At 57.6% G+C, this 24,268-nt stretch carries 21 protein-coding genes and 1 tRNA gene; 9 read left to right on the top strand and 13 right to left on the bottom strand.

The window, feature by feature from the left end; genetic code table 11:
• The first annotated feature begins 2 nt into the window (after nucleotides 1-2).
• A tRNA-Asn gene (locus AC2FI8_RS11265) sits at nucleotides 3-77 on the top strand.
• Between the two features lie 20 nt (nucleotides 78-97).
• Here AC2FI8_RS11265 and AC2FI8_RS11270 read toward each other — a convergent pair.
• The 4 genes from AC2FI8_RS11270 to zwf all read right to left on the bottom strand — a co-directional run bounded on the left by AC2FI8_RS11270 (nucleotide 98) and on the right by zwf (nucleotide 5,644).
• Entirely contained in the window at nucleotides 98-1,717 is a 1,620-nt protein-coding gene (locus tag AC2FI8_RS11270) for a long-chain-fatty-acid--CoA ligase (protein ID WP_496779069.1), read from the bottom strand.
• 185 nt (nucleotides 1,718-1,902) lie between these two features.
• Entirely contained in the window at nucleotides 1,903-3,516 is a 1,614-nt protein-coding gene (pgi, locus tag AC2FI8_RS11275; RefSeq protein WP_496779071.1) for a glucose-6-phosphate isomerase, read from the bottom strand.
• A 5-nt stretch (nucleotides 3,517-3,521) separates the two neighbouring features.
• A complete protein-coding gene (gene pgl / locus AC2FI8_RS11280) occupies nucleotides 3,522-4,193 on the bottom strand; it encodes a 6-phosphogluconolactonase (protein ID WP_496696534.1) in 672 nt (223 codons plus the stop codon).
• Nucleotides 4,190-5,644, bottom strand: coding sequence for a glucose-6-phosphate dehydrogenase (gene zwf, locus AC2FI8_RS11285; protein ID WP_496779073.1), 1,455 nt, complete (start codon nucleotides 5,642-5,644; stop codon nucleotides 4,190-4,192). Before zwf ends, pgl begins: the two co-directional genes overlap by 4 nt.
• 161 nt (nucleotides 5,645-5,805) lie before the next feature.
• On the opposite strand from zwf, the gene AC2FI8_RS11290 reads away from it, so the two are divergent.
• Complete coding sequence (locus tag AC2FI8_RS11290) at nucleotides 5,806-6,759, top strand: radical SAM protein (protein ID WP_496696538.1); 954 nt, start codon at nucleotides 5,806-5,808, stop codon at nucleotides 6,757-6,759.
• Here AC2FI8_RS11290 and AC2FI8_RS11295 read toward each other — a convergent pair whose 3' ends face one another.
• Nucleotides 6,760-7,455, bottom strand: a complete 696-nt coding sequence (locus tag AC2FI8_RS11295; RefSeq protein ID WP_496779075.1) for a lipid-binding SYLF domain-containing protein — start codon at nucleotides 7,453-7,455, stop codon at nucleotides 6,760-6,762.
• 91 nt (nucleotides 7,456-7,546) lie between these two features.
• On the bottom strand, nucleotides 7,547-7,816 hold the full coding sequence (locus tag AC2FI8_RS11300) for an usg protein (RefSeq protein WP_058271768.1): 270 nt from the start codon (nucleotides 7,814-7,816) through the stop codon (nucleotides 7,547-7,549).
• A 193-nt stretch (nucleotides 7,817-8,009) separates the two neighbouring features.
• Here AC2FI8_RS11300 and gyrA point away from each other — a divergent pair, with 193 nt between their 5' ends.
• Nucleotides 8,010-10,739 (top strand): DNA gyrase subunit A, encoded by a 2,730-nt coding sequence (gene gyrA, locus AC2FI8_RS11305; protein ID WP_496705394.1) that lies wholly within the window; start codon nucleotides 8,010-8,012, stop codon nucleotides 10,737-10,739.
• A 28-nt stretch (nucleotides 10,740-10,767) separates the two neighbouring features.
• On the opposite strand, the gene AC2FI8_RS11310 is transcribed toward gyrA, so the two are convergent.
• The 4 genes from AC2FI8_RS11310 to AC2FI8_RS11325 form a co-directional block, all read right to left on the bottom strand.
• Nucleotides 10,768-12,045 carry a DsbA family protein gene (locus tag AC2FI8_RS11310; RefSeq protein ID WP_496779077.1) on the bottom strand — a complete coding sequence of 426 codons (1,278 nt, stop codon included), beginning with the start codon at nucleotides 12,043-12,045 and terminating at the stop codon, nucleotides 10,768-10,770.
• A gap of 96 nt (nucleotides 12,046-12,141) precedes the next feature.
• A complete protein-coding gene (locus AC2FI8_RS11315; RefSeq protein ID WP_496779079.1) occupies nucleotides 12,142-13,611 on the bottom strand; it encodes a carboxypeptidase M32 in 1,470 nt (489 codons plus the stop codon).
• Nucleotides 13,612-13,616: 5 nt separating this feature from the next.
• Nucleotides 13,617-14,762, bottom strand: coding sequence for a heme A synthase (gene ctaA / locus AC2FI8_RS11320; protein WP_496779082.1), 1,146 nt, complete (start codon nucleotides 14,760-14,762; stop codon nucleotides 13,617-13,619).
• Nucleotides 14,763-14,824: 62 nt separating this feature from the next.
• Entirely contained in the window at nucleotides 14,825-15,568 is a 744-nt protein-coding gene (locus AC2FI8_RS11325) for an RNA methyltransferase (protein WP_496779084.1), read from the bottom strand.
• Between the two features lie 153 nt (nucleotides 15,569-15,721).
• On the opposite strand from AC2FI8_RS11325, the gene AC2FI8_RS11330 reads away from it, so the two are divergent.
• From AC2FI8_RS11330 to AC2FI8_RS11345, 4 genes are all read left to right on the top strand, one after another.
• Nucleotides 15,722-16,342, top strand: a complete 621-nt coding sequence (locus AC2FI8_RS11330) for a thiamine phosphate synthase (protein ID WP_496723010.1) — start codon at nucleotides 15,722-15,724, stop codon at nucleotides 16,340-16,342.
• A gap of 54 nt (nucleotides 16,343-16,396) precedes the next feature.
• A complete protein-coding gene (locus AC2FI8_RS11335) occupies nucleotides 16,397-17,290 on the top strand; it encodes a PfkB family carbohydrate kinase (protein WP_496779086.1) in 894 nt (297 codons plus the stop codon).
• Complete coding sequence (locus tag AC2FI8_RS11340) at nucleotides 17,287-18,201, top strand: pseudouridine-5'-phosphate glycosidase (protein ID WP_496779088.1); 915 nt, start codon at nucleotides 17,287-17,289, stop codon at nucleotides 18,199-18,201. The genes AC2FI8_RS11335 and AC2FI8_RS11340 overlap by 4 nt, the downstream gene beginning before the upstream one ends.
• 67 nt (nucleotides 18,202-18,268) lie before the next feature.
• Entirely contained in the window at nucleotides 18,269-18,946 is a 678-nt protein-coding gene (locus AC2FI8_RS11345; RefSeq protein WP_058278068.1) for a DUF502 domain-containing protein, read from the top strand.
• Here AC2FI8_RS11345 and AC2FI8_RS11350 read toward each other — a convergent pair whose 3' ends face one another.
• Both AC2FI8_RS11350 and AC2FI8_RS11355 read right to left on the bottom strand, forming a co-directional pair.
• Nucleotides 18,947-19,972 (bottom strand): patatin-like phospholipase family protein, encoded by a 1,026-nt coding sequence (locus AC2FI8_RS11350; RefSeq protein ID WP_496779090.1) that lies wholly within the window; start codon nucleotides 19,970-19,972, stop codon nucleotides 18,947-18,949. It abuts the gene before it with no gap.
• A 64-nt stretch (nucleotides 19,973-20,036) separates the two neighbouring features.
• Nucleotides 20,037-20,810 (bottom strand): 3-hydroxybutyrate dehydrogenase, encoded by a 774-nt coding sequence (locus AC2FI8_RS11355; RefSeq protein ID WP_282118313.1) that lies wholly within the window; start codon nucleotides 20,808-20,810, stop codon nucleotides 20,037-20,039.
• 293 nt (nucleotides 20,811-21,103) lie between these two features.
• Here AC2FI8_RS11355 and AC2FI8_RS11360 point away from each other — a divergent pair, with 293 nt between their 5' ends.
• Together AC2FI8_RS11360 and AC2FI8_RS11365 are read left to right on the top strand one after the other, a co-directional pair.
• On the top strand, nucleotides 21,104-22,918 hold the full coding sequence (locus tag AC2FI8_RS11360; protein ID WP_496764633.1) for an extracellular solute-binding protein: 1,815 nt from the start codon (nucleotides 21,104-21,106) through the stop codon (nucleotides 22,916-22,918).
• 468 nt (nucleotides 22,919-23,386) lie between these two features.
• Nucleotides 23,387-23,623 (top strand): hypothetical protein, encoded by a 237-nt coding sequence (locus AC2FI8_RS11365; RefSeq protein ID WP_496723024.1) that lies wholly within the window; start codon nucleotides 23,387-23,389, stop codon nucleotides 23,621-23,623.
• On the opposite strand, the gene AC2FI8_RS11370 is transcribed toward AC2FI8_RS11365, so the two are convergent.
• On the bottom strand, nucleotides 23,612-24,235 hold the full coding sequence (locus AC2FI8_RS11370; protein WP_058271780.1) for a helix-turn-helix domain-containing protein: 624 nt from the start codon (nucleotides 24,233-24,235) through the stop codon (nucleotides 23,612-23,614). The two genes, AC2FI8_RS11365 and AC2FI8_RS11370, sit on opposite strands and share 12 nt — an antisense overlap.
• Nucleotides 24,236-24,268 lie beyond the last annotated feature (33 nt).

Raw genomic sequence — 24,268 nt, forward strand, 5'->3', positions numbered from 1 at the left:
GTTCCGGCGTAGCTCAGCGGTAGAGCAGTTGACTGTTAATCAATTGGTCGTAGGTTCGATCCCTACCGCCGGAGCCATTTCCAAAAATATCAGGCGCTTAGCCCATCAAGGCATCCTCGAAGTCCGCGCGCAGGTTGCGCTTTAGGACCTTGCCGGTCGCGTTCAATGGAAGCGCGTCCACAAAGACAACCTTGTCGGGAACCTGCCATTTGGCAATCTTGCCGTCAAAGAAGGCCAGCAACTCTTCTTCGCTGGGGTCGGAACCTTCGGCTTTGACGGCCACCAACAAGGGGCGTTCGTCCCATTTGGGATGAGGCACGCCAACAACGGCTGCCGTGGCAAGCTGCGGATGGGCAACAGCGATGTTTTCAAGCTCAACCGAGCTGATCCATTCACCCCCGGATTTGATGATGTCCTTGGACCGGTCCCGGATTGTCATGTATCCGTCCGGGTCCAACGTTGCGACATCTCCGGTCGCGAACCATCCGTCCTGCAGCAGGTCTTCATCCTGCATCTGGAAATAGCTGTCCAACACCCAATGCCCGCGCACCAGCAGATCGCCCTGCGTGACGCCATCTTGAGGCAGATCCTTGCCGTCATCATCGACGATCTTCAACTCGACGCCATAAGGCGGTCTGCCCTGGCTTTCGCGCAGCTTGTGTTGTTCTTCAAGCGGCAGGTCAAAATGCTTGGCCAACGGATTGTTCGTTGTACCCAACGGGCTCATCTCACTCATACCCCACGCGTGAACCGTATCAACGCCATAAGTTTCGCGGAAGGTCTCAATCATCGAGGGCGGACACGCAGCACCACCAATCACGGTGCGGTTCAAGCTGGCCAGTTTGCTTCCTGATTTTTCGGCATGTGCCAGCAAGCCCTGCCAGATCGTCGGAACGCCCATTGCAAGCGTCACGCCATATTTATCGACCAAATTCACCAAGGCTTCGCCATGCAGGCCCGGCCCTGGCAGCACCATGCGCGAACCGGACATGGCGCAGGCATAGGGCGACCCCCATGCGTTGACGTGGAACATCGGAACCACTGGCATCACGACATCCATAGCTGAAAAGCCGATGACATCTCGCGTGTTCGATCCGAAACTGTGCAGAACTGTGGAACGATGGGAATACAGAACGCCTTTGGGATTGCCCGTCGTGCCCGAGGTGTAACACAGGCTGGACGCTGTGTTTTCATCGAAACTCGGCCACTGAAAATCGCCATCGCCAGTTTCGATCAGGTCATCATAGAACGCGACGCCAGGGATTTGGGCAACGGCGTCTTCATTCCGTGGGCCCATCAAAACGAAATGGCGCACTTCGGTCAGGTGTTCGTGCAGGGCCGCGACCAAAGGAATGAATGTCGCATCAAAGAACAGAACCCGGTCTTTTGCGTGGTTGATGATGTAAGTCAGTTGTTCAGGGAACAACCGGGGGTTCACCGTGTGGCACACATATCCCGCACCGGACGTGGCATAGTAGATCTCCAGATGTCGCCGGTTGTTCCAGGCCAACGTGCCAATTCGATCCTGCGGCTCCAACCGCAGCTTGGTCAGCGCTGATCCCAGTTTTCGCGCGTTTTGCGCCACTTGCTCCCATGTGGTTTCGGTGACCGATCCATCGGTTTCGACCGAGTAGATCTCGGTCTGGCCATGATAGCGTTCGGCGTGATCAATCAGCGACGAAATCAGCAAAGGCTGCGTCATCATCTGTCCCAGCATGGACATCCTCCCATTATCAGCGTCGCCTCTATTGGGCAGTGCTGTCTGCTTGCCTGATGCCACTCGCCAGCGTGCGCAAAGCAAAGTGTTCAGGGCGTTCCCTAAGAACAGACCCTGCCAATCATTTAATTGTCTGACAATAAAAGAATGCAGCCTGCCTTCACGGCAGACTGCAAAAAACCGCGTTAATAATCGCGGTGGCGCATTGCATAGGCAACCAGGGCAGCGGTCGAGCCGTCCTTGCCAGTCGCGCTTTCTTCTCCGTCGACGATCGGGCCGAGAGATGTCGCAAGTTCCTTGCCCAGCTCAACGCCCCACTGGTCGAACGAGTTGATGTCCAATAGGACGCCCTCGACAAACACACGATGTTCGTAAAGCGCGATGATCTGGCCCAGAACAAACGGCGTGAGCATTGGATACATCAACGTTGTCGAAGGACGGTTGCCCGGAAAAACACGGTGACGGGCTTGCCGTTCCAGCTCGTCCCCTTCCAGCCCCTTCTCCGCCATCCGTTGCCGTGCTTCACCCAGCGACCGTCCGCGCATCAGAGCTTCGGACTGCGCAAGGCAATTGACCAGCAACAGGCGGTGATGGTGGGTCAATTCCGGTTCGTGCCCTTCGGCCGCAACCATGAACTCACAGGGGATCACGTCGGTGCCTTGGTGGATCAACTGATAAAATGCATGCTGCCCATTGGTGCCCGGCTCACCCCAAACGACGGGACCCGAGGGAATGGTCAGAGTGTTGCCGTCCATGGCAACAGATTTGCCGTTCGATTCCATCTCGAGCTGTTGAAAATACGCGGGTAGACGCAGCAGTCTTTGATCGTACGGCAGCACGGCCCGGCTAGCGTGGCCCAGAACCTGACGATGCCAAATGCCGACCAAAGCCAGCATAACGGGCATATTTTCGACCCAGTCGGCGGCGCGGAAATGTACATCCATCGCCTGCCCGCCGCGCAAGAATGCGTCAAAAGCATTTGACCCTACGGCGATCATTACCGGCAGGCCCACTGGGCCCCAGACCGAATAGCGCCCGCCAACCCAATCGGCAAAACCGAAAACGCGCTCTTGGGGAATACCAAAGGCTTGGGTTTTGTCCAGCGCACTGGACACGGCGGCAAACTGCTTGCCCGGATCGCCGCCGCCATCTTCCATCCAAGCTCGCGCGGTTCGGGCATTGGTCATCGTCTCGATGGTCGTGAAAGTTTTGGAGGCAACAATCACCAGTGTCCGCGTTGGATCAAGCTGGCGCAGCGTATCGGCGATATGTGCGCCGTCCACATTCGAGACATAGTGCAGTCTTGGTCCATCATGATACGGGGACAGCGCATGCGTCGCCATCACTGGGCCCAAATCCGAACCACCGATCCCGATATTGACCACATCGGTAAAGGCGCCCCCTGCCCCGGTGACCGCCCCGCCGCGCACCTCTTCTGCGAAGACACGCATCCGTTGCAGAGTGTCCAGAACATCAGGCATGACGTCCAGACCATCGACCTCAACCGGGCCACCATCCAGATTACGCAGCGCTGTGTGTAGAACGGCACGGCCTTCGGTTTCGTTGATCTTTTCACCATCGAACATCGCCGCGCGGCGCGAAGCCAGGCCAGCCTCATCACACAACGCGATCAAGGCCTTTCGGACGTCATCTGTGATCTGGGTTTTGGAATAATCAAACAGCAGATCTCCGGTGGACGCGGAAAAAGTCTGAGCCCGGTTCGGATCGCTTTCAAACAGCCCGAGGATGGCCTCGTCCTGCACTTCGGACGCTAGATTTTTGAGCGGGTCCAACTGCATCTGTGTCACTCCGCCCAATGAACCGTCATGCCGGTCAGCGCGGCAGCGATCGGGGCCTCTTCCGGAGGCAGAGACATGGCCTTATCCAACGCATCGCGCTTGGTGGCGCCAAAGATAATCAGGTGTTTGGATAGCGCTCCATCCAACACGGGGCCAGTCAGCGTGATCCGCGCCTCTGGCTGGGTTTCGGGACGGGCGACTGCAAGCGGTGGCGCGTGACTATCCAGCGCGTCTTCAAGCCCCTCCATCCCCGGAAACAGAGAAGCTGTGTGCATATCCTCGCCCATTCCAAGAACCAGAACCGAAAGCGGCAAGACTGGTGTAATCAAGGATTCGATTTCCGGCAGGACATCGTCCGGTTCTTTACCTTCAACATACAGCGGCACGTATTGAGCAGCCGAAGCACGGTTTGTCAGCAAGCGCTGCCGGATCAGCCGTTCGTTCGAACGGTCGCTATCACCCGGAACACAGCGTTCGTCCGTGGGTAAAACCCGCACACGGTCCCATTCCAGATCAGCCGCGCACAGGCCATCGAATACCGGCCCGGGGGTCGTGCCGCCCGGCACGGCCAACGAAACCATGTCGTGATGCAGCAAGGCAGCCTCCAACTCTCCGGCCAAGGCGTTTGCCACGTCAATCGCCAGCATGTCGCGATCGGCATATTCCTGAATCTTCATGGGTTTATTCCTTGCCAACGGCGACCATCTCGTTTCATCAACAGCTCGGCGTCGCCCGGACCTGTGCTGCCGCTTTCGTATGGTTTTGGTACGTCACCGCGCGCGTGCCAGCCGGCAATGATCGGGTCGGTCCAGGCCCATGCGGCCTCGACCTCATCCCCGCGCATGAACAGTGTCTGGTTGCCCCGGATCACGTCCATGACCAGCCGTTCATATGCATCCGGGGGGTCTTGATTTCCTGACCCTAGCGCCTCGGCAAAACTCATGTCCAAGGGCACATCGACCAGACGCATACCACCCGGGCCCGGTTCCTTGATCGTCACCTTCAGCGTTATTCCTTCGTTCGGCTGCAGCCGGATCGACAGGACATTCGCGTGGCGTCCAGCCTCTTCGCCGAAAATTGAATGCGGCGCGTCTTTAAACATCACATTGATCACCGATGACCGCGCAACCAGACGTTTGCCCGTGCGTAGATAGAACGGCGTGCCCGCCCAACGCCAATTGCTGATATGCGCCCGCAGCGCCACATAGCTTTCGGTGGTCGAACGTGGGTTGCCCACAATTTCGCGGTATCCTTTTCGGCCGCCGCGGCCATCGAACTGTCCACGCACGATGTGGTGCGGTTCAACTTGATCAAGGGCACGAATAACCTTGAGCTTTTCGTCCCGCACGGCATCCGGATCAAACTTCGCCGGCGGCTCCATCGCGATTAGGCACAGTAACTGCATCAGGTGATTCTGCATCATGTCGCGCATGGCACCTGCGCGCTCATAATACTCTTCCCGCCCGTCGATACCTACGGATTCGGCCACCGTGATCTGGATGTGATCGACATACTGGCTGTTCCACAGCGGTTCGAACAGCATATTGCCAAAACGAACGGCCATCAGGTTCTGGACGGTTTCCTTACCCAGATAGTGGTCGATCCGGTAAATCTGGCTTTCCCGAAAATGCTCAGCCAAGGTCGCGTTTAACGCCCGTGCGCTTTCCAGATCGTGGCCAAAGGGTTTTTCAACGACAATCCGCGTGCTTGGCGTCGCAAGATCATGCGCCTTGATCCGCTCGGCCAAAGGCCCAAACAGGCGCGGACCGACCGAGAAGTAGAACGCGCGCACCCGATCTTGGTTCAGCTTGTCAGAAAGCTGATCCCATCCTTCATTCGAGTATCCGTCCAGAGTTACATAGTCGACGCGGTCCAGAAACGCGCGGAATGCGCCCTCGTCCTGGCATTGCGCAGCCGCATGGGTTCGCAGCGATTCGGCGACCAATGCCTGAAACCCCGCGCGGTCGTGGACCGTGCGCGCCGCGCCAATGATTTGGACGCCTTCGGCCCACTGCCCTGAACAAAAGCGCCGAAACAGGGCCGGTAGAATCTTACGTTGCGCCAAGTCGCCGGTCCCGCCAAAAATGACGAGATCGAACGGATCAACTGGTATGACGCGAGAAACCATGGTTTTTCCTTATCTTGCCCCGCCGGGCATGTCCAATGTTAGCGCAATCGGTCAGCGTAAATCCCCCATCATCAAAACTCTGTCAGGTCGCACTTGCCTGACTTAACTAATCCGAGTCGAGCAGCTACATCAGAAGTAACTTCAAAGAACCGGATACCGGAATGAAAGACAACGCGCCTCAGACCGCCAATATCGGCAAATTTCAGAACAAATTGGTGACAGCAGATGGGCAGACCCGCGCTTCCGTAGCGTTGAAAAACCCCGAGACGTTGTGGTTCAATACCGGCACTCTTTGCAACATCGAATGCGTCAACTGCTACATCGCCAGCAGTCCAACCAACGACGCGCTGGTCTATATCACCACCGAAGAGGTGCGCGACTACTTGGACCAGATCGAAGAACGCAACTGGCCGGTGCGTGAGATTGGGTTCACTGGGGGCGAGCCCTTTATGAACCCGGAAATGATCGACATGACTCGTGTCGCGTTGGAACGCGGCTATGATGTTTTGATCCTGACGAATGCAATGCTGCCGATGATGCGCCGCAAGATGCGCGAGGGGTTGCTGGATCTGAAACGCAACTATGGAAACAAGCTGACACTTCGAGTTTCCGTGGACCACTATCGCCCCGAACTGCATGACGAGGAACGCGGAAAAGGCAGCTTTGACAAGACGATCACTGGAATGGAGTGGTTGCGCGACAACGGGTTCAATATCGCTATCGCAGGCCGCACGGTCTGGGGTGACAGCGACGCCGACAGCCGCGCCGGGTATGAGGCGTTCTTCAAGCAGCACAGCTTTGACATCGACGCACAGAATCCTGGCCAGACCGTTTTGTTCCCCGAGATGGACGAAACTGTCGAAGTCCCCGAAATCACAACCGCTTGCTGGGGCATTCTGGATAAACCACCCGAGGCTGTAATGTGTTCGAATGCCCGCATGGTGGTCAAACGCAAAGGCGCAGAACGGCCTGCCGTTCTGGCCTGTACCCTACTGCCGTACGAGCCTGAGTTTGAAATGGGCACCACACTGGCCGAGGCCGAGGCCGACGTGCACCTCAACCACCCACATTGCGCAAAGTTCTGCGTTCTGGGCGGCGCCAGCTGCTCGGGCTGATCAGTTCAACTCGGGCGATTTCCAGTATTTTGTGCCTGACGCCCCAGCCGAAACACGCCAGCCCTTTTTGCTGAGCACAAAAAACGACCGCCCGTCTGTGAACCTGAGCGTCTCATCGGTGCGCTCATCTCCATACATCGCTCCGGATTCCGCAGTCGCGTCGTAACCTTGCGTGATAAAACTGTCCAAATCTGCTTGGGTTTCAAACAGGATCACGAATTTGGTTTCGAACCCGCCGATACCGATCGCCGCGCCCACGCCGCCGGTTCCCATATTCATATAGGTGTGCTGACCAGTCTCTTTGTTCACGGCGACACCGCGCCCGTACCCTGCGGACACCGGGAACACCGTCACTTTGCGGGAATCGAACGCAGCATATCCCGCACTGACATCATATAGCGTTTGTGCTTCGGGGTTTTCGGCAAGCAACTGCGCCAACACATCGACGGCCATAACATCCAGCTTGGCGCGGGTCTCTTGGGGCGTCGCCTCGTTGGACAGCAAATCAGAGGTGGACGTGATGGTTTCGTCAACCGCGTTCGCCCCTTTTTCGAGTGTCTGCCCGACGGTTTCTGCCCCGCGTCCGACAGCATTAGCCGTATTTTCAGCGCCCTTCTTGATTTTATCAAGGACACCTTCGGCCGACACTGGCCCGGCTAGGCAGATGGCAACTGCAATCAATAAAACTCTGGGCATTCCGTGTTTCCGCTTGTGGCCAATGACTTCGCCGCCACGATACCGGATGCACCGGAAATGTATATGGGTTTGGGCCTGATGCGCCCGGGCGTCAATTCACTCGGAATTCGCCTACCACGTTGCGCCATTCCCCGGGCGCGATCATTTTTCGATGTGTAAACCGCACGGAATGCAGCGGTCCTTCAATCTCTCGCTGCCAGAATTCAATAAAATCGAATAGTTTGGGATGATCCGGCGCAAGGTCGTATTCCTGCCAGATAAATGTATTGAGCACGTGAATATAGTCGGGCATGTGATAAAAAAATTCGGCCGTCGTCAGCCCATACCCCTTGAGCATCAGTTCTGTTTCGCTTTGCTCCATGCAGACCTCCAAAATTGTTGCAAGGTCTCTTCAGCATAACACAGAAACCACCTAACCCTTAGTTAACAATATGTTACCCCAGTGTTACGGGTGTTTTTTGCACAGAATGCGCTGCTTGCTTGCACCTTATGTGCCGGGTCTGATAAGGTACATCCACAAGATATAGACCCAGCACAATAAACGGGCAGGTTACGTGAGCGATACGCCAGAAACCCCAGAAAACATGGATGAAACACCGCCCCAGCGTCCCGTATATGACGGCCCGACGGTATCCATCGAATCCGAGATGCGCACGTCCTATCTGGACTATGCGATGTCGGTCATCGTGTCCCGCGCGATCCCCGATCTGCGCGATGGCCTGAAACCGGTGCACCGGCGCATCCTCTATGCCATGCACGAGACGGGCAATACCCACGACAAGTCATACCGCAAATCGGCCCGTCCGGTTGGCGATGTCATGGGTAAGTACCACCCGCATGGTGACAGCGCGATCTATGACGCGCTGGTGCGGATGGCGCAGGATTTCTCGATGTCGCTGCCGCTGCTGGATGGTCAGGGCAACTTTGGCTCGATGGACGGCGATAACCCGGCGGCCATGCGCTATACCGAAGTGCGGATGGACAAGCCCGCCGCATCTCTGCTGGCCGATATTGAAAAAGAGACGGTCGATTTTCAGGACAACTATGACGGCAAGGACCGTGAACCAACGGTTCTTCCCGCCCGTTTCCCGAACATGCTTGTCAACGGTGCCGGTGGTATCGCCGTCGGCATGGCAACCAACATCCCGCCGCACAACCTTGGCGAAGTCATCGACGCAACGCTGGCGCTGATCGATGAACCGGATCTGACATCCGAACAGCTGATCGAATATATCCCCGGCCCTGATTTCCCAACCGGTGGTGTGATGTTGGGCCGTTCCGGCGCGCGCAAAGCCTATCTGGAAGGGCGCGGCAGCGTCATAATCCGCTCCAAGACCCGCGTCGAGGAAATCCGCAAGGACCGCTATGCCATCGTCGTGGACGAGATTCCCTATCAGGTGAACAAGGCCTCGATGATCGAAAAGATCGCCGAAGCCGTTCGCGAAAAACGCATCGAAGGCGTCAGCCACGTTCAGGACGAATCCGACCGCAATGGTGTGCGTGTCGTGGTCGAACTCAAGCGCGATGCGACGCCCGAAGTTGTTCTGAACCAGCTATTCCGTTTCTCGCCGATGCAGACCTCTTTTGGTTGCAACATGCTGGCGCTGAATGGAGGCCGGCCCGAGCAGTTGACCCTGCGCCGGTTCCTGACCTCTTTCATCGACTTCCGTGAAGATGTCGTCGCCCGTCGCACCGCGTATGACCTGCGCAAAGCCCGCGAACGCAGCCACATCCTGTGTGGCCTGGCCGTGGCCGTGTCGAACGTTGATGAGGTGGTCGCCACAATCCGGTCATCCGCTGACGCCGCGCAAGCGCGTGAAAAGCTGATGACCCGTCGCTGGCCCGCGGCTGAGATCGAAAGTTATCTGCGCCTGATCGACGATCCTCTGTCCAAGATGAATGACGACGGCACCTATAACCTGACCGAAGTTCAGGCCCGCGCCATCCTTGACCTACGTCTGCAGCGACTGACTCAGATCGGTGTCAAAGAGGTCACGGACGAGCTGGAAGAACTGGCAGGTAAGATCCAGGAATACCTCGATATTCTGTCCTCGCGAGAGCGCATCATGTCGATCATCGGAGATGAGCTGCGCAGCGTTCGTGAACAGTTTGCCGTGCCCCGTCGCACCGAGATCGTTGATTGGTCCGGCGACATGGAAGACGAGGATCTGATCGAACGTGAGGATATGGTCGTGACCGTCACGTCGGGCGGATACATCAAGCGTACTCCGCTGGCCGATTTCCGCGCGCAAAAGCGGGGCGGCAAGGGCCTGTCGGGGATGCAGACCAAGGAAGAGGATGTTGTCACTAACCTCTTCGTTGCCAATACCCACACGCAGCTGCTGTTCTTCACGACGGATGGCATGGTCTACAAACTCAAGACCTGGCGTCTGCCGCAATCGGGACGTACCGGTAAGGGCAAGGCAATTGTCAACATCCTGCCAATCCCGACCGGTGTTTCCATCGCCGCGATCATGCCGGTGGATGTACCCGATGAAGAATGGGAAAACCTGCAGATCATCTTTGCCACCAGCGCGGGCGACGTGCGTCGTAACCGTCTGTCGGATTTCACCAATGTCCGGCGCAACGGCAAGATCGCAATGAAGCTGCCCGAAGATGTTGAGCTAGTGAACGCCCGCATCTGTTCCGAGGATGAAGATGTGATGCTGGTCACCAATTCGGGTCGTGCAATCCGCTTCCGCACCACCGATGTACGAGTGTTCAACTCGCGCGAATCCACCGGTGTGCGCGGTATCAGGCTGTCCAATGGAGACCGCGTGGTTTCGATGTCGGTGATCCGCCATTTCGAAGCGACCCCCGAAGATCGTGTGGCTTACCTCAAAATGCGCCGTGCGGTTGCAGGGCTTACCGAAGATGACGCTGGTGACGAAGAGGAAGCCGCGGCAAGCAGTGATTTCAACCAGGAAAAGTATGCCGAGATGTCGGCAGCCGAAAACCTGATCCTGACAATCACAGCAGGCGGCGCGGGCAAGCTGAGCTCTAGCCACGACTACCCAGTCCGCGGACGCGGCGGGATGGGTGTGGCCGCCATGGACAAGGCGATGCGTGGTGGCGAACTCGTCGCCTCGTTCCCGGTCGATATGGAAGATCAAATCATGCTGGCGACGTCCAAAGGCCAATCGATCCGGGTGCCGGTTGATGGGATTTCGTTCCGCTCCCGCTCGGCCGGTGGCGTGAAGGTCTTCAACACCGGCAAAGGCGAAGTGGTCGTCAGTGTTGCCTGGATCGCCGATCAAGGCGACGAGGACGAAGCGGAAGAGTAACCGACAGATCCATAACATTATTCAGGCGCTACACTTTCGGGTGTGGCGCCTTTTTATTTATCAAAAGGTCTTCGACCGCCCAAAGGCGATCCTGTCCCCAGACACTTTCCCCGGCGACACGGAAACTTGGGACACCCCATAGCCCGATCTCTTGCAGGCGGTCCTGATTGACCGCTACCCGATCTCTCCAATGATCCGAGCTAACGTGCGGTTTCGCACTCTGCCAATCCAACCCCGCGTTTTCGACGATAATCCGAAGCCCACGATCGGTTGCAGCATTTAGACCCTTTGACCAGACGCCGCGCAGGAAGGCGGAACAGAACTCAGGCAGTTTTTCCTGCGCTTCGGCATAATCCAGTAAGGCATAGCCACGCTCGACTCCTTTGCCCAAAGGATCACAGATTCGCCCAAACGGGATCCCCAACCGCCGCGCTTCGCGCACGCAATCATAAAGGATGTAGGAGGACTTGGGTGGAGGGACGGGTAAGCCTCGCATCAACATTGGCAAAACCGGCCTCAGAACCAGCCGTGCGTTGTAATGGCGTGCCAAGTCGACGGCCCGGTCAAATGCCAGATACGAATAAGGGCTGCGGAAAGAAAAGAAGAACTCAATCTCCTGATCTTTAGACTTCTCTTGGTCCAGTTGCACTGAAGGCAAAGGCACTATCGGTGACGATCCGCTTCCCAGACCCACGTGCAGCAACCGATTTTCGAGGTAATGAAGACGATCAACGCCCCAATACCATTCACCATCGTTGTGAAACGTTCCGCCGAGATAGTGACCCAAAGCTGAAAGTTGCTGGTCACCATCCTCGATCAGCGCAGCCGGTAAGGGGTGATCAGACGACGAAAAGCCCTTTCCCGACCAAAGATCTTCGCTGATACCTCGGACATTTTTAACAAAGCTCTCATTCGTCAGTTCGGCTGCCATCTGTTTTTCCGCAATTGCAATGAAAGCCTCGTCAGGAACTGCGCCTTCAGGAGGGCTGAGACCAAGCCTTCGGGCCAGCCTTGCCGCATCTTTGATAGCATTTTGCCGATGTGCTGCCGGGTCCGGCAAAGCCTCGGCCGGAGGGCCCGAAATCAGATGTGGGCGTAGCTCGATATCATAGGTGTCTCGAAACTGCTGTAAGACCTGTGCGGTGAGGTGACAGTATGGGTCGGAAACATCATGGAAATATTGGACAACGCGCGGCCGGTTCAGCACCTGATGCTTTGCCTCCAACACGCGCCTACGCGCCACCAGGCGCGTGTTGCTGGTCAGAATTGACGCTAAGTGTGGTTTGACATGTGTTGCAAAGAACAAGGTGGTTCCTTTGGTAAAACCGTTCGAACCACCCTACCCTCATTCAGGTCAAAACCAATGCACCTACACGGCAACTTGACGAAACGTTTTCTGACCTCAGAGCCCGTATAACCCGCCAAATTTCTGTTCCAGATACCCGAGTAACGGGTCAGGTCCGGGTTCCATACCGCTTGCACGCTGAATGGTCTCGCGTGGAGCGTAAAGCCCGCCATGTTGCTGCACATTCTCGTGCAGCCAATCGGTTGCGCCTGACGTGTCACCTGCTGCCAGTTGCGCATCCAGTTCCGGCACAGCGTTCCGCAACGCTTGGTAAAGGCATCCTGCATAGACATTGCCCAGCGAATAGGTTGGGAAATAACCAAACAGACCCACTGACCAGTGCACATCCTGCAGACATCCGTTCGAAGGTTTGTCGACCGCATATCCGAAATCCGCCTTGAAACGGTCGTTCCACGCGGCCTCAAGATCATCCACTTGGAGGTCACCGGCCATCAGCGCGCGTTCCAGATCAAAGCGCAGCATGATGTGGAGGTTGTATTGCACCTCATCCGCCTCGGTGCGGATATAACCGTTGTGAACACCGTTGACCGTTGCATAGAACGTATCCGCGTCGGTGATGCCAAAATCGCAAAACGCGTCTTTCATTTGGCCAAACAACCAACCGGTAAAGGCTCGGGATCGGCCCAGTTGGTTCTCGTAAATCCGGCTTTGGCTTTCATGCACACCCATCGACACACCCCGCCCCAAAGGCGTCAGGGCGTAGGCTGGATCAATCCCTTGTTCATAGGCGGCATGGCCGACCTCGTGAATCGTCGAATAGAAACAATTGAACGGATCGGTTTTACTGGTCCGGGTGGTGATCCGAACATCCGATCCACTGCCCGAGCTGAACGGGTGAACAGCCTTGTCGATGCGGCCTGTATTCAGGTCATACCCGAAAGTAGTTGCCAGTTTTTCCGACAATTGCATCTGTTTCAGCTCATCGAAACTCCCCGTCAAAGCCTGAGGTTCAGGTTCATCCAGAACGGCGGCGCGCAGCGCCACCAGACGCGGGCGCATCTGGTCAAAGATTTCGGCAACCTGCGACCCGGTCGTGTAAGGCTCATAATCCTCAACCATCGCGTCGTAGATATTGCCACCCTGCGCCAGTGCGGCACCTTCTTCACGCTTTAGCGCCACGACCTCATCCAGCACGGGCAAGAAAGCGGCGACATCTTCGTCTGCGCGGGCCTGCGCCCAGGTTCCCTGTGCTGCTGACGTCACGCGTGCAATGGCCGTTGCCAGGTCGGCAGGCACCTTGACCGTCCGTTCATAGGACCGGCGGATTTCTCGCAATTGCGCCTGCCCGACCTGATCCTGAGGATCGGCTTGATCCAGCCATTCAGCCACGCGCGGGTCAGATCGGCGAGCATGTAAAACAGCCTCAATCGCGGCCATCTCCTCGGCCCGTTGCGGTGCGGCTCCGCGGGGCATCACTGTTTCCTGATCCCAGCCCAAGCGTCCGGCAATTTCGCCCAAGGCCGATGTTTCGCGCTGGAAGGCCATCAAATCGTCATAAGCACTCATGGAAATCAGGCTCCGCGCAGAGAGGTAGCTATTGGGTAAGCGGTCAGGAACCGCGCCCGTAGGATCAGGGTCCAGACGACAACGGCCATGAACTGGTGGAAGATGGCGATCTGCCACGGGGCTGCGTAGATCACGGTCGCGATCCCAATCACCACCTGCAGCGACAGCGCTGCGAAGGCCGCGTTGAAGGCAAAGCGAGTTTGCGGATGAGCACTGGTGCTTCCGCGCCGCCAAACGACGATGCCGAAGATGAACAGCAGATAGCCAGCGCACCGGTGGATGAATTGAACCAGACCGGGGCTTTCGAAAAAGTTGCGCCACATCGGTTCGAGCATCGTCATATCAGGCGGCAGTAACTGCCCGCCGATCAGCGGCCAGTCGGTATAAGACCGTCCGGCGTCGATCCCGGCGACAAGCGCACCAATGAGTATCTGTAAAAAGGCGAAATGCATCAACCCGGTGGATAGCGAGAACAGTTTCGCCTCTTTCGCGCGGCGGGCCTGCATCAGGTCGCGCTCCTCGCGGCCCAGCTCAAAGATGTACCATGCAAGGAATCCGAGAATTACAAAAGCCAGCCCCAGATGAATCGCCAGACGATAGCTGGCCACAGCAATCATCCCCTCGCCCTGCGTCACGCCCGAGGCAACCATCCACCAGCCGACCGCGCCCTGAACACCGCCCAAAAGGCCAGGGATTAGCAGTTTCCCGGTCCACCCGGTTGGTATTTTCCGCGCGATAAGGAAGCCAAAGAAACCAAGTGCCCAGACCAGTCCAATCACACGCCCCAGCTGACGGTGGCCCCATTCCCACCAGTAGATGGATTTGAAATCGCCCAGCTCCATCCATTGGTTCTGAATGCGCCACTGGTCGATTTGCTTGTATTTGTCGAACTCGGCTTGCCAGTCCGCCTCATTCATCGGCGGGATGGCCCCGGTAATCGGCCGCCACTCGGTGATCGACAACCCGCTGTCGGTCAGGCGGGTCAGCCCGCCCACAGCGATCATGACGACCACCAGCGCAAACAGGATCATCAGCCAGGCGCGAATGGCCCTGCGCGCACCGCCGCGGCCACGATCGATCATACCCGGTTGAACGGCTTGTTGTTTTTCAGTGTCTGAGACGTCTTCGAAGATGCTGCGCTTACCGCTCATGCTGTCCTCTTGTGCCTTGGATTTCGTCGCAAGCTAGGGTGAAGCGGACCATAGGTCCAGCCTCAGCCTTTGTCTTTCCAGCGGACCATCTGCCGCATGACCCCATGCAGCATCTGCACATCCGCCCGCGTCATGCGCATCCGCGACCACAGGTTGCGCAGGTTGGTCTTCATACCCTCAGCCTTTTCGGGTGGATAAAAGAACCCCGCCTCTTCCAGCCGGTCCTCGTAATGTTCGACCAGTTTCTCGACCTCGATGCCTGTGGCCCAGTCGCCTTTGCCCAGATCAGTGGCCTCATGAATCACATCGCCGGTCTGGCGCATCCACTCATAGGCGGTCAGAAGCACGCATTGGCCAAGATTCAGCGAGGCGTATTCCGGGTTTACCGGAACCGAGATGATCGCGTTTGCCTTAGCGATGTCTTCGTTTTCGAGCCCTGCGCGTTCCGGGCCAAACAGAACACAGACCTTTTCACCAGCAGCAACCTTTTCGGCAGCCAGTTGCATTGCGCGTTCCGGGCTGTAGACCGGCTTTGTCAATCCACGCTGCCGCGCCGTGGTCGCAAAAACAAAAGTGCTGTCGGATAGCGCACCGGTCAGATCGTCATACAGCTGCGCCTCATCCAACAGACGCCCGGCGCCGCTGGACATCGCCACAGCCTTGGGGTTCGGCCATCCGTCCCGAGGTGCCACGATCCGCATCCGATCCAGCCCGAAATTCCACATCGCCCGCGCGGCGGCACCGATGTTTTCACCCATCTGCGGGCGCACAAGCACGAATGAGGGCTGAGATTTATCGCTGGGCATGGCTGTCTCCGAAGGTTCCGCCTGCTCTAATCTGCGCGCAAAGGCAGGGCAAGCCATCCGCGCCTTCATTTGGGCCGGAAACCAGCATAAAAGTTTGCTTCCCCGCCGCAATCCGCTAAACCGCGCAAAAGACTGAAAGCGAAGGACGCGCCAATGGACACCCCCGAGCAGCCGCAGATTTACCTGATTACGCCACCGACCATCGAACTGAGCAGCTTTCCCGACCGCTTGGCCAGCGTGTTGGACGGGGCAGAGATCGCCTGTATCCGATTGGCATTGGCTGGTGGCGATGAAGACACCATCGCCCGCGCGGCGGACGCCTGCCGTGAGGTTGCCCATGCGCGCGATGTGGCGCTGGTTATCTCAAACCATGTTCTGCTGGCGCAGCGATTGGGGTTGGACGGGGTGCATCTGGATGACGCCGCGCGCTCGGTTCGGTTTGCACGAAAGGAATTGGGTGCGGACGCCATCGTTGGCAGCTTTTGCGGTGCGTCCAGCCACGATGGGATGACCGCGGGTGAGGCGGGTGCGGACTATGTCGCCTTTGGACCGGTGGGCGCGTCAACTCTGGGTGATGGCACCATGGCCGAAATGGATCTGTTCCAATGGTGGTCTGAGACGATTGAAGTTCCAGTCGTTGCCGAGGGTGGCCTGAATCCCGACTTGGTTCGCGACCTAGCCCCCTGCACCGATTTTTTCGGAATCGGGGACGAGATCTGGTCACAAGATGACCCTCTGGCCGCGCTGAAGGATCTGACTGACGCGATGCGCTGATCAGTGCGAGCGTTAACGCTTGCACCTTCGCCGGGGCTGCGGCATGACGACGACATGACTCAGAACAGCGACATCCTTTGTATCGGCTCGGTTCTTTGGGACGTGATTGGCCGGTCCGCCAGCGCCATGCGGCAGGGCTCGGACGTTCCGGGGCGGATCACCCGCCTGCCCGGCGGCGTGGCCATGAACATCGCCATGACGCTTGTGCGCTTTGGCATGACCCCCACTCTGCTGACTGCCATCGGGCGCGATCCTGAGGGTGATGAGCTGGCAAACGCCTGTTCCCGATTGGGCATGGTGACGGATCACATTTACCGTTCGCAGGATTTGCCGACCGACCGGTACATGGCAGTCGAAGGGGCCAACGGCCTGATCGCAGCCATTGCCGATGCGCATTCGCTTGAGACCGCGGGTGCCAAAATCCTGCGCCCGCTAATGCACGGGCCGCTAGGGTACGAAAACGAGCCGTTTGAAGGACCTATCGCACTGGACGGCAATCTGACACTGAACTTGCTTGAGGAAATCGCGCAAAGCCCCGCCTTTGCGCGCGCCGATCTGCGTGTGGCACCGGCCTCGCCCGGTAAAGCCGAACGCTTGCTGCCGTTCCTGAAGCATGCGAGGGCCACGCTGTATGTGAACCTCGAAGAAGCCGGCATCCTGTGCCAGCGCGAATTCAAGGATTCCGAAAGCGCCGCCAAAGGCCTGCTGGATCGCGGCGCGCTGCGCGTGTTGGTCACCGACGGCGGAAGCGCGGCCACGGTTGGTAATGCGGACGAAATCCTGACCCAAACACCCCCGTCTGTTCTGGTTACCCGCGTAACCGGCGCAGGCGACACATTCATGGCGGCCCACATCGCCTCAGAATCCGGTGGAGCATCCAGTGCCGAGGCCCTGACCCGCGCCCTGAACGCCGCCGCAACTTACGTATCCGGAGAGACCCCACTGTGATAGACATTCAATATTCCGCCGAGGTCCGCGCCGCCAAGGACGCAGGCAGACCCATCGTTGCGCTGGAAAGCACAATCATTACCCACGGGATGCCCTACCCTCAGAATATCGAGGTTGCGGCGCAGGTCGAACAGGACATCCGCGACGCGGGCGCGGTTCCGGCCACAATGGCCGTGATCAATGGCAAACTGCATGTGGGCCTTGAGGCTGATGAGCTGAAAGCGTTGGGTCAGGCGCAGGGCGTCGCCAAGCTGTCACGCGCAGACATGGCCGCCTGCATGGCAACTGGCGGAACCGGAGCGACCACGGTCGCCGCCACGATGATCGCCGCCCATTATGCCGGGATCGAAGTGTTTGCCACCGGTGGCATCGGCGGCGTGCATCAGGGTGCCGAGACGACCTTTGATATCTCAGCCGATCTGCATGAGCTGGCCCAATCTCCGGTTACAGTTGTAGCCGCGGGCGCAAAGGCTATCCTCGATCTGGCAAAAACGCTCGAGGTTCTGGAAACGCTGGGCGTTCCTGTCATCGCCTACGGGCAGGACGAATTCCCGGCCTTCTGGTCCGCCAAATCCCCGTATGCCGCGCCCCTGCGTATGGACAGCGCCGAAGACATCGCCACGGCCCACGCCACGCGCCGCGCGCTTGGCTTGCCCGGCGGTCAGTTGGTCGCCAACCCGATCCCCGCCGACGATCAGATCCCAGCCGAAGAACTGGCACCTATCATTGCCTCGGCACAGGCCGACGCAGATACGCACCGGATCAGCGGCAAGGGTGTCACGCCGTACCTGCTGCAGCGGATCTACGAACAGACCGAAGGGCGTTCGCTGACCGCCAATATCGCTCTGGTCCGCAACAACGCGCGACTGGCAGCCGGGATTGCCCGTGCTCTGGCCGCGAAGACCGATTGACTTAAGCCTATTGTACCAAGGCACCCGACTGCTTAACTAACTCGGCAGAAAACCGCTCAGGACCGCAATGAACACGCCATTTGACGAAGAACCACATCGCCGCCCGGGCCTGTTTTCGCGACTGCGCGCGTCTTTCCTGACGGGCATCGTTGTGATTGCGCCGGTTTGGCTGACCATCTGGCTGATCTGGTCCGTAGTCGGCTGGATCGACAGCGCGGTGCTGCCCATAATTCCACAGCGGTTCCAGCCGCAGGAATACGTGGGCATCAACCTGCGCGGCGTCGGCGTTGTCATTTTTCTGATCTTCACAGTTCTGGTTGGATGGATCGCCAAAGGTATTCTGGGCCGGTCCCTGATCCAAATTGCCGAAAGCCTTGTCAGCCGGATGCCCGTTGTTCGATCCGTCTATTCCGGGATCAAACAGATCTCGGAAACGGTGTTTGCCCAGACTGAACGGTCATTCGAAAAAGCATGCCTGATCCAATACCCCCGCCGCGGCATCTGGGCGATCGGTTTCGTCTCTACCGCGGCAAAAGGCGAAGTCAGCGAGCGGGCTGAAACCGGGGGCGAACTGCTGGGCGTTTTTGTTCCGACCACGCCCAACCCGACCTCGGGCTTCCTGCTGTTCTTCCCAGCCGAGGACGTGATCCTGCTGGATATGACTATCGAGGACGCCGCGAAACTGGTGATTTCCGCAGGCCTTGTTTACCCCAACGAAAAAGACCCGACGCAGCCACCGGAGTGATCAGCCAAACATCTCGGGCAGGTCGACGGTGCTGCGTGCGCCAAGATCAGCTTTGTGATCGCCAATGAACCGTTGTGCCGCGGCGCGCCCGGCGTCCTTCAGTTTATGCAGTATCACAGGGTTGGGAACCGTCTTGGTTGCCACGGACAAATCGTTCATCAATTCGTCATCCGCGATCATGTGAACAAAAACGCGGCTCATCTCTCCGGCCGTCAGCTTGCCGTCCGCCAACAGACGCTGAACAAAATTGATCGCCCGCAGCTCGCGAAACAGGGATGAGTTAAAGCTGATCTCGTTGATCCGATTCTGGATCTGCTGCGGAGTTTTCGGCACCTCATCACGCTCAAGCGGGTTGATGTTCACGACCACGACATCTTCAGGCAAATCATTGTTAAACAGGGGATAAAGCGCCGGGTTTCCAGTGTAACCACCATCCCAATATGCCTCGGTCCGGCCCGAGCTGGGGTCAAATATCTCGACGGCCTGAAACAGGCTCGGCAGGCAGGCCGAGGCCAAAATGGCATCCGTTGAAATCTCTTCCCCGGTGAACACCCGGATCTTGCCGCTGCGCACACAGGTCGCGCAGACAAACAACTGGGGTCCCTGATCCGTGCAAATCTCATCAAAGTTGAACCGATCCACAACCGGTTCCAGGGGATTGCGGTAAAACGGACCATAAGCATAAGGCGACACCATTCGCGACCAGGCATCACCAATCGAGAATGGCAGTGAATACTCCATCGACTGGGCAATTTGTGCGGGCTCCAGCGCCTGCATCCAGTTGGCAAGGCGCATATCCCCCACCGCACCCATCCGTGCCCATAGCCCGTCCAGACAAGCCCGTGCGCCGTCGCGCCCGTTGTGGACCATTCCTGACTTGAAGGCAGCGCCATTCAGCGCCCCGGCCGAGGTCCCTGTGATCGCCGCAACCTCGATATCTTCTTCGTCCAGAATTCGGTCCAGAACGCCCCAGGTGAAGGCACCGTGCGCGCCGCCACCCTGCAAAGCCAGATTGATCCGTTTCACCGTCCTGCCCCTTCATCTTTTCCAAAATACTCCGGGGGTGCTGGGGCAGCGCCCCCGTGAAACCTCACAACGCTGTCCAACCGCCATCGACCGAGATCGTGGTCCCGGTGATCTGCGCTGCCGCATCCGAGCACAGGAAGATCGCGGTGCCACCCAATTGCTCGACCGTGGCGAATTCTTTCGAAGGTTGCCGTTCAAGCATCACGTTCTTGATCACGTCCTCACGGCTCATGCCGTATTCCTTCATGGTGCCTGGGATCTGTGCCTCGACCAATGGTGTCAGGACGTATCCCGGGCAGATCGCGTTGCATGTGATTGGCTCCTGCGCGGTTTCCAGCGCCACGGTTTTGGTCATACCAACCACGCCGTGCTTTGCCGCGACATACGCAGCCTTGAACGGAGACGCCGTTAACCCATGAGCCGAGGCGATATTCACAATACGTCCCCACCCGGCCTTCCGCATCATTGGCAGCGCGGCGGCCATCGTATGAAAAGTCGAGTTCATGTTGATTGCGATGATCGCATCCCACTTTTCGACCGGAAACTGATCAACCGGCGCGACATGCTGAATGCCCGCGTTGTTCACCAGAATATCACATGCCCCCGCCTTTTCGATCAGCGCGCGGCATTCTTCACCCTTAGACATGTCCGCCTTGATATAGCGTGCGCTGGTCCCGGTCTCTTTCGAAATCTCAGCGGCCAGCGCATGATCTTCGTCGCGGTCGGTAAATGAATTCAGCACCACGTTAGCCCCGGCCTTCGCCAGCTCGCGCGCGACGCCTAATCCGATCCCTGAATTCGATCCGGTGATAATGGCTGTTTTTCCCGAAAGGCTCATGGCCGAACTCCCACAAAGTCAACTTTGGCGACACAGTGCCATGCTGCAGCTGCAAAGAAAACGGGGAAACATTCGGGCGACGCATCCTACGTCAGATCCGGACAAAAAAAACGCCCGCACGAAGCGGGCGTTAAGTTATTGAGGCAGGTTTCATACAGGCAAGAAACCTATCGAGCAGTGCATCCTTTATAAGCAATTTCTTGTGTTCGTCCAAGCTAAAAGTTTGAAAACAAGAAAAATCATAGCTACGATGAATCCCAACAAAATAAGGCCAGAGCAGGATTGTTTCCAAAATGAGCCCCGATTTTCTACGCCCCGTTCGCCCATTGATCGCGGGAATCACTGCACTTTTGAGCACGTCAATTGCTTATGCAGAATCGACCCATGGCATAGCTATGTATGGTGACCCCGCCTTACCACCGGATTTTGTGTCCCTGCCCTACGCAAATCCGGACGCGCCAAAAGGCGGGAAAGTCGTGTTCGGAAATACGGGCGGCTATAACAGTTTGAACCCGTTCGTGCAAAAAGGCAGCTCGCCCTGGCAATTGCGATTTTGGACCCACGAGGGCCTGATGGGCCGATCCTGGGACGAACCTTTCACTCTTTACGGGCTGTTAGCCGAATCAGTTGAGACAGCGCCGGACCGGTCCTGGGTCGAATTCACCCTGCGTGAGAACGCAGAATTCTCGGATGGTACACCAGTCACAGTGGATGATGTCATCTGGTCGTATGAGACTTTGGGAACCGAAGGCCACCTGCGTTATCGCGGGCTGTGGAGTAAGATTGACAGTATCGAACAGACCGGTCCCCGCTCGGTGCGCATCACCTTTAACGAACCCGACCGCGAGCTTGCCCTGATCGCCGGCCTGCGCCCGATCCTGCAGAAAGCCCAGTGGGAAGGTAAAGATTTTGCCAATGCCGGGTTGCATGACATTCCGGTCGGAACCGGGCCCTACGTCGTCGACAGCTATGAGGCCGGTAGATACGTGAACCTTAAGCGGAACCCGGATTATTGGGGCACTGACATCCCCTTCCGTAAAGGCACCATGAATTTGGACGAAATGCGGATCGAGTTCTACGGCGACGGCACTGTTCTGTTCGAGGCCTTCAAAGCCGGAGAACTGACCGCGGTACGTGAATTCAATGCCGACAAATGGGCCAACCAATACAATTTCCCGGCCGTCCAGCGTGGTGATGTGGTCAAGACCGAGATCCCGCACGGCAAGCCCTCGGGCATGACCGGGTTTGTCATGAACACCCGCAAAGCACCGTTTGACGACTGGCGTGTCCGCGAGGCGCTGACGCTGGCGTTCAATTTCGAATTCATCAACGACACGATTACCGGCAACGCGCAGCCGCGTATCTCATCCTATTTCTCGGGCTCGGACCTTGCGATGCAGCCCCGTCCGGCAAGTGGTCGCGTCGAAGAGCTGCTGATGGAATTCAAGGACGACCTGCCCCCGGGAACGCTTGAAGGCTATACATTGCCGGAAAGTGACGGATCGGCCCGCAATCGTTCGAACATCCGCGCCGCCACCAAACTGTTGGCCGAGGCTGGCTGGACCATCCAGGACGGCGTGCTGCGTAACGAAAACGGCGATGCCTTTACCGTGACCGTGTTGCTGCAACAGGGCGACACCGAAAGCGAAACGGCAATCGAGATCTACACGCGCGCACTGGAACGTCTTGGCATCGCGGTGAGCACCGAGCAGGTCGACAGCGCCCAGTTCACCAGCCGTACATCCGAGTTGGATTTCGACATGACCTATTTCCGTCGTGCGTTGTCCCTGTCACCCGGCAACGAGCAGCGCCTCTACTGGGGCAGCGAAAACGCGAATACTCCGGGCACGCGCAATTTGATGGGGGTGGCTTCACCCGCTGTGGACGGAATGATTGACGCCATGCTGGCCTCGGAAAGTCATGAGGATTTCGTTGCTGCAACGCGCGCGCTTGATCGTGTATTGACCGCCGGGCGCTATGTCATTCCGATCTGGAACTTTGATGTAGGCAGGATCGCCCACGCCAAGGAACTCAAGCAGCCGGAAAACTTGCCGATCTATGGCGATGGGCCAGAATACATGCCGCAGGTTTGGTGGTACGAACAGTAACGGGTCACGCGCAGCACCAAAGGGACGTGGGCGGAAATCGGCGCACAGCCTATTGGCACCGCATATTGCGGGTCGAGTTTTTGGTGCGCCAACATGTTGCAATTGCCCCAACGTCAAGTGCTCCCCTAAAAAACTCACACAAAAAGCTTTACTGAACTGGGTTTAGCGATATAGCTTGTGCATAAGCTGCAGTACGCTGCACGAATTGATTATTGCTTTGAATTTCAAAACGTAACTCTTCGTCCGGTGCGCAGCACATCGAATTTACGGACCGGCCTCCACTCACTCAAAATCAGGTCCGTCTGCCCGTTGCGGATAGGCTGCAACGGGCACTTTCGACCCCGACAAAAATCAAACCGCCTCCCGACCTCGGGTGCGACATTTTGTCATGCCCGAACGCCCCCACCACCTTCGTACGCTGGTTCTTGGGACGAGCGGTTTGAAACCATGAAAACGGAAAGCTGTCTAATGTTGAAATGGACCGATCTGACGCAAGACCTGGACGCAATGTATACGCGCGCCAAACGGAGATTTCCGAACCTGCGGGATCAGGACATGGTGCGGTTAAGCCAAGACCGCAAATGTTTCGAAGCGTATCTGGCCGAACGCCATCAACTGACTATGAACGAAGCCCACGAAGAGCTTGAAGATTTTTTGTTCACGGAAGGTTTGAATCGCGAATTCAGCCGGTCGTTAAGTAAGTGATGTCACCCACAGGATCATTGCATCTTCGTCGCTGACCGAGATTACATTGTGCCCCATGCTCCCGTCGTAATAGGCGCTGTCGCCGCGGCGCATTTCGACTGGTTCATAAAACTCGGTGTAAAGGCGCACAACACCCGTCAAGACATACAAGAACTCTTCGCCGTCGTGGCGGACCCAGCCGTCGAACTCATCCATTGACCGCGCGCGGACACGGGCCCGATAAGGCAACATCTGCTTTTTGGTCAGCGTTTCGGCAAGCAGTTCATGTTCATAGGTGGTTGTGGGATGGGCAGACCCTTCGCCCATGCGCGTCACGGCCATCCGACCGATCACCTGGTCCCGCTGTGGCGCCGTAAACAGCTGCGGCACGGAGATCTCAAGACCGGTCGCAAGCTTTTTCAGCGCGTCATAGGTGGGCGACATCTGACCATTTTCGATCTTGCTGAGCGTAGAACGTGCCAGACCAGCCTGCGTGGCCGCCTGTTCAAGCGTCCATTTCCGCGCTTTCCGCAGCTCGCGCACACGCGCGCCGAGGTCCAGTGGTTCAACTTCCGTATGTTCGCCCGAGTCCCGGGCAATGCGGATCAAAGATGTCTGGTCTTGGGTGCTCATGCGTCATTCTATAGGCGCAGCCTGTCGCGCTTG

The organism is Ruegeria sp. CDSB029, assembly GCF_059611125.1.

Coding starts and splice junctions, on each gene's coding strand:
- AC2FI8_RS11270 (WP_496779069.1), bottom strand. CDS start 1,717: ATGCTGGGACAGATGATGACGCAGCCTTTGCTGATTTCGTCGCTGATT.
- pgi (WP_496779071.1), bottom strand. CDS start 3,516: ATGCAGTTGGACCCGCTCAAAAATCTAGCGTCCGAAGTGCAGGACGAG.
- pgl (WP_496696534.1), bottom strand. CDS start 4,193: ATGAAGATTCAGGAATATGCCGATCGCGACATGCTGGCGATTGACGTG.
- zwf (WP_496779073.1), bottom strand. CDS start 5,644: ATGGTTTCTCGCGTCATACCAGTTGATCCGTTCGATCTCGTCATTTTT.
- AC2FI8_RS11290 (WP_496696538.1), top strand. CDS start 5,806: ATGAAAGACAACGCGCCTCAGACCGCCAATATCGGCAAATTTCAGAAC.
- AC2FI8_RS11295 (WP_496779075.1), bottom strand. CDS start 7,455: ATGCCCAGAGTTTTATTGATTGCAGTTGCCATCTGCCTAGCCGGGCCA.
- AC2FI8_RS11300 (WP_058271768.1), bottom strand. CDS start 7,816: ATGGAGCAAAGCGAAACAGAACTGATGCTCAAGGGGTATGGGCTGACG.
- AC2FI8_RS11315 (WP_496779079.1), bottom strand. CDS start 13,611: ATGAGTGCTTATGACGATTTGATGGCCTTCCAGCGCGAAACATCGGCC.
- ctaA (WP_496779082.1), bottom strand. CDS start 14,762: ATGAGCGGTAAGCGCAGCATCTTCGAAGACGTCTCAGACACTGAAAAA.
- AC2FI8_RS11325 (WP_496779084.1), bottom strand. CDS start 15,568: ATGCCCAGCGATAAATCTCAGCCCTCATTCGTGCTTGTGCGCCCGCAG.
- AC2FI8_RS11330 (WP_496723010.1), top strand. CDS start 15,722: ATGGACACCCCCGAGCAGCCGCAGATTTACCTGATTACGCCACCGACC.
- AC2FI8_RS11335 (WP_496779086.1), top strand. CDS start 16,397: ATGACTCAGAACAGCGACATCCTTTGTATCGGCTCGGTTCTTTGGGAC.
- AC2FI8_RS11345 (WP_058278068.1), top strand. CDS start 18,269: ATGAACACGCCATTTGACGAAGAACCACATCGCCGCCCGGGCCTGTTT.
- AC2FI8_RS11355 (WP_282118313.1), bottom strand. CDS start 20,810: ATGAGCCTTTCGGGAAAAACAGCCATTATCACCGGATCGAATTCAGGG.
- AC2FI8_RS11360 (WP_496764633.1), top strand. CDS start 21,104: ATGAGCCCCGATTTTCTACGCCCCGTTCGCCCATTGATCGCGGGAATC.
- AC2FI8_RS11365 (WP_496723024.1), top strand. CDS start 23,387: ATGTTGAAATGGACCGATCTGACGCAAGACCTGGACGCAATGTATACG.
- AC2FI8_RS11370 (WP_058271780.1), bottom strand. CDS start 24,235: ATGAGCACCCAAGACCAGACATCTTTGATCCGCATTGCCCGGGACTCG.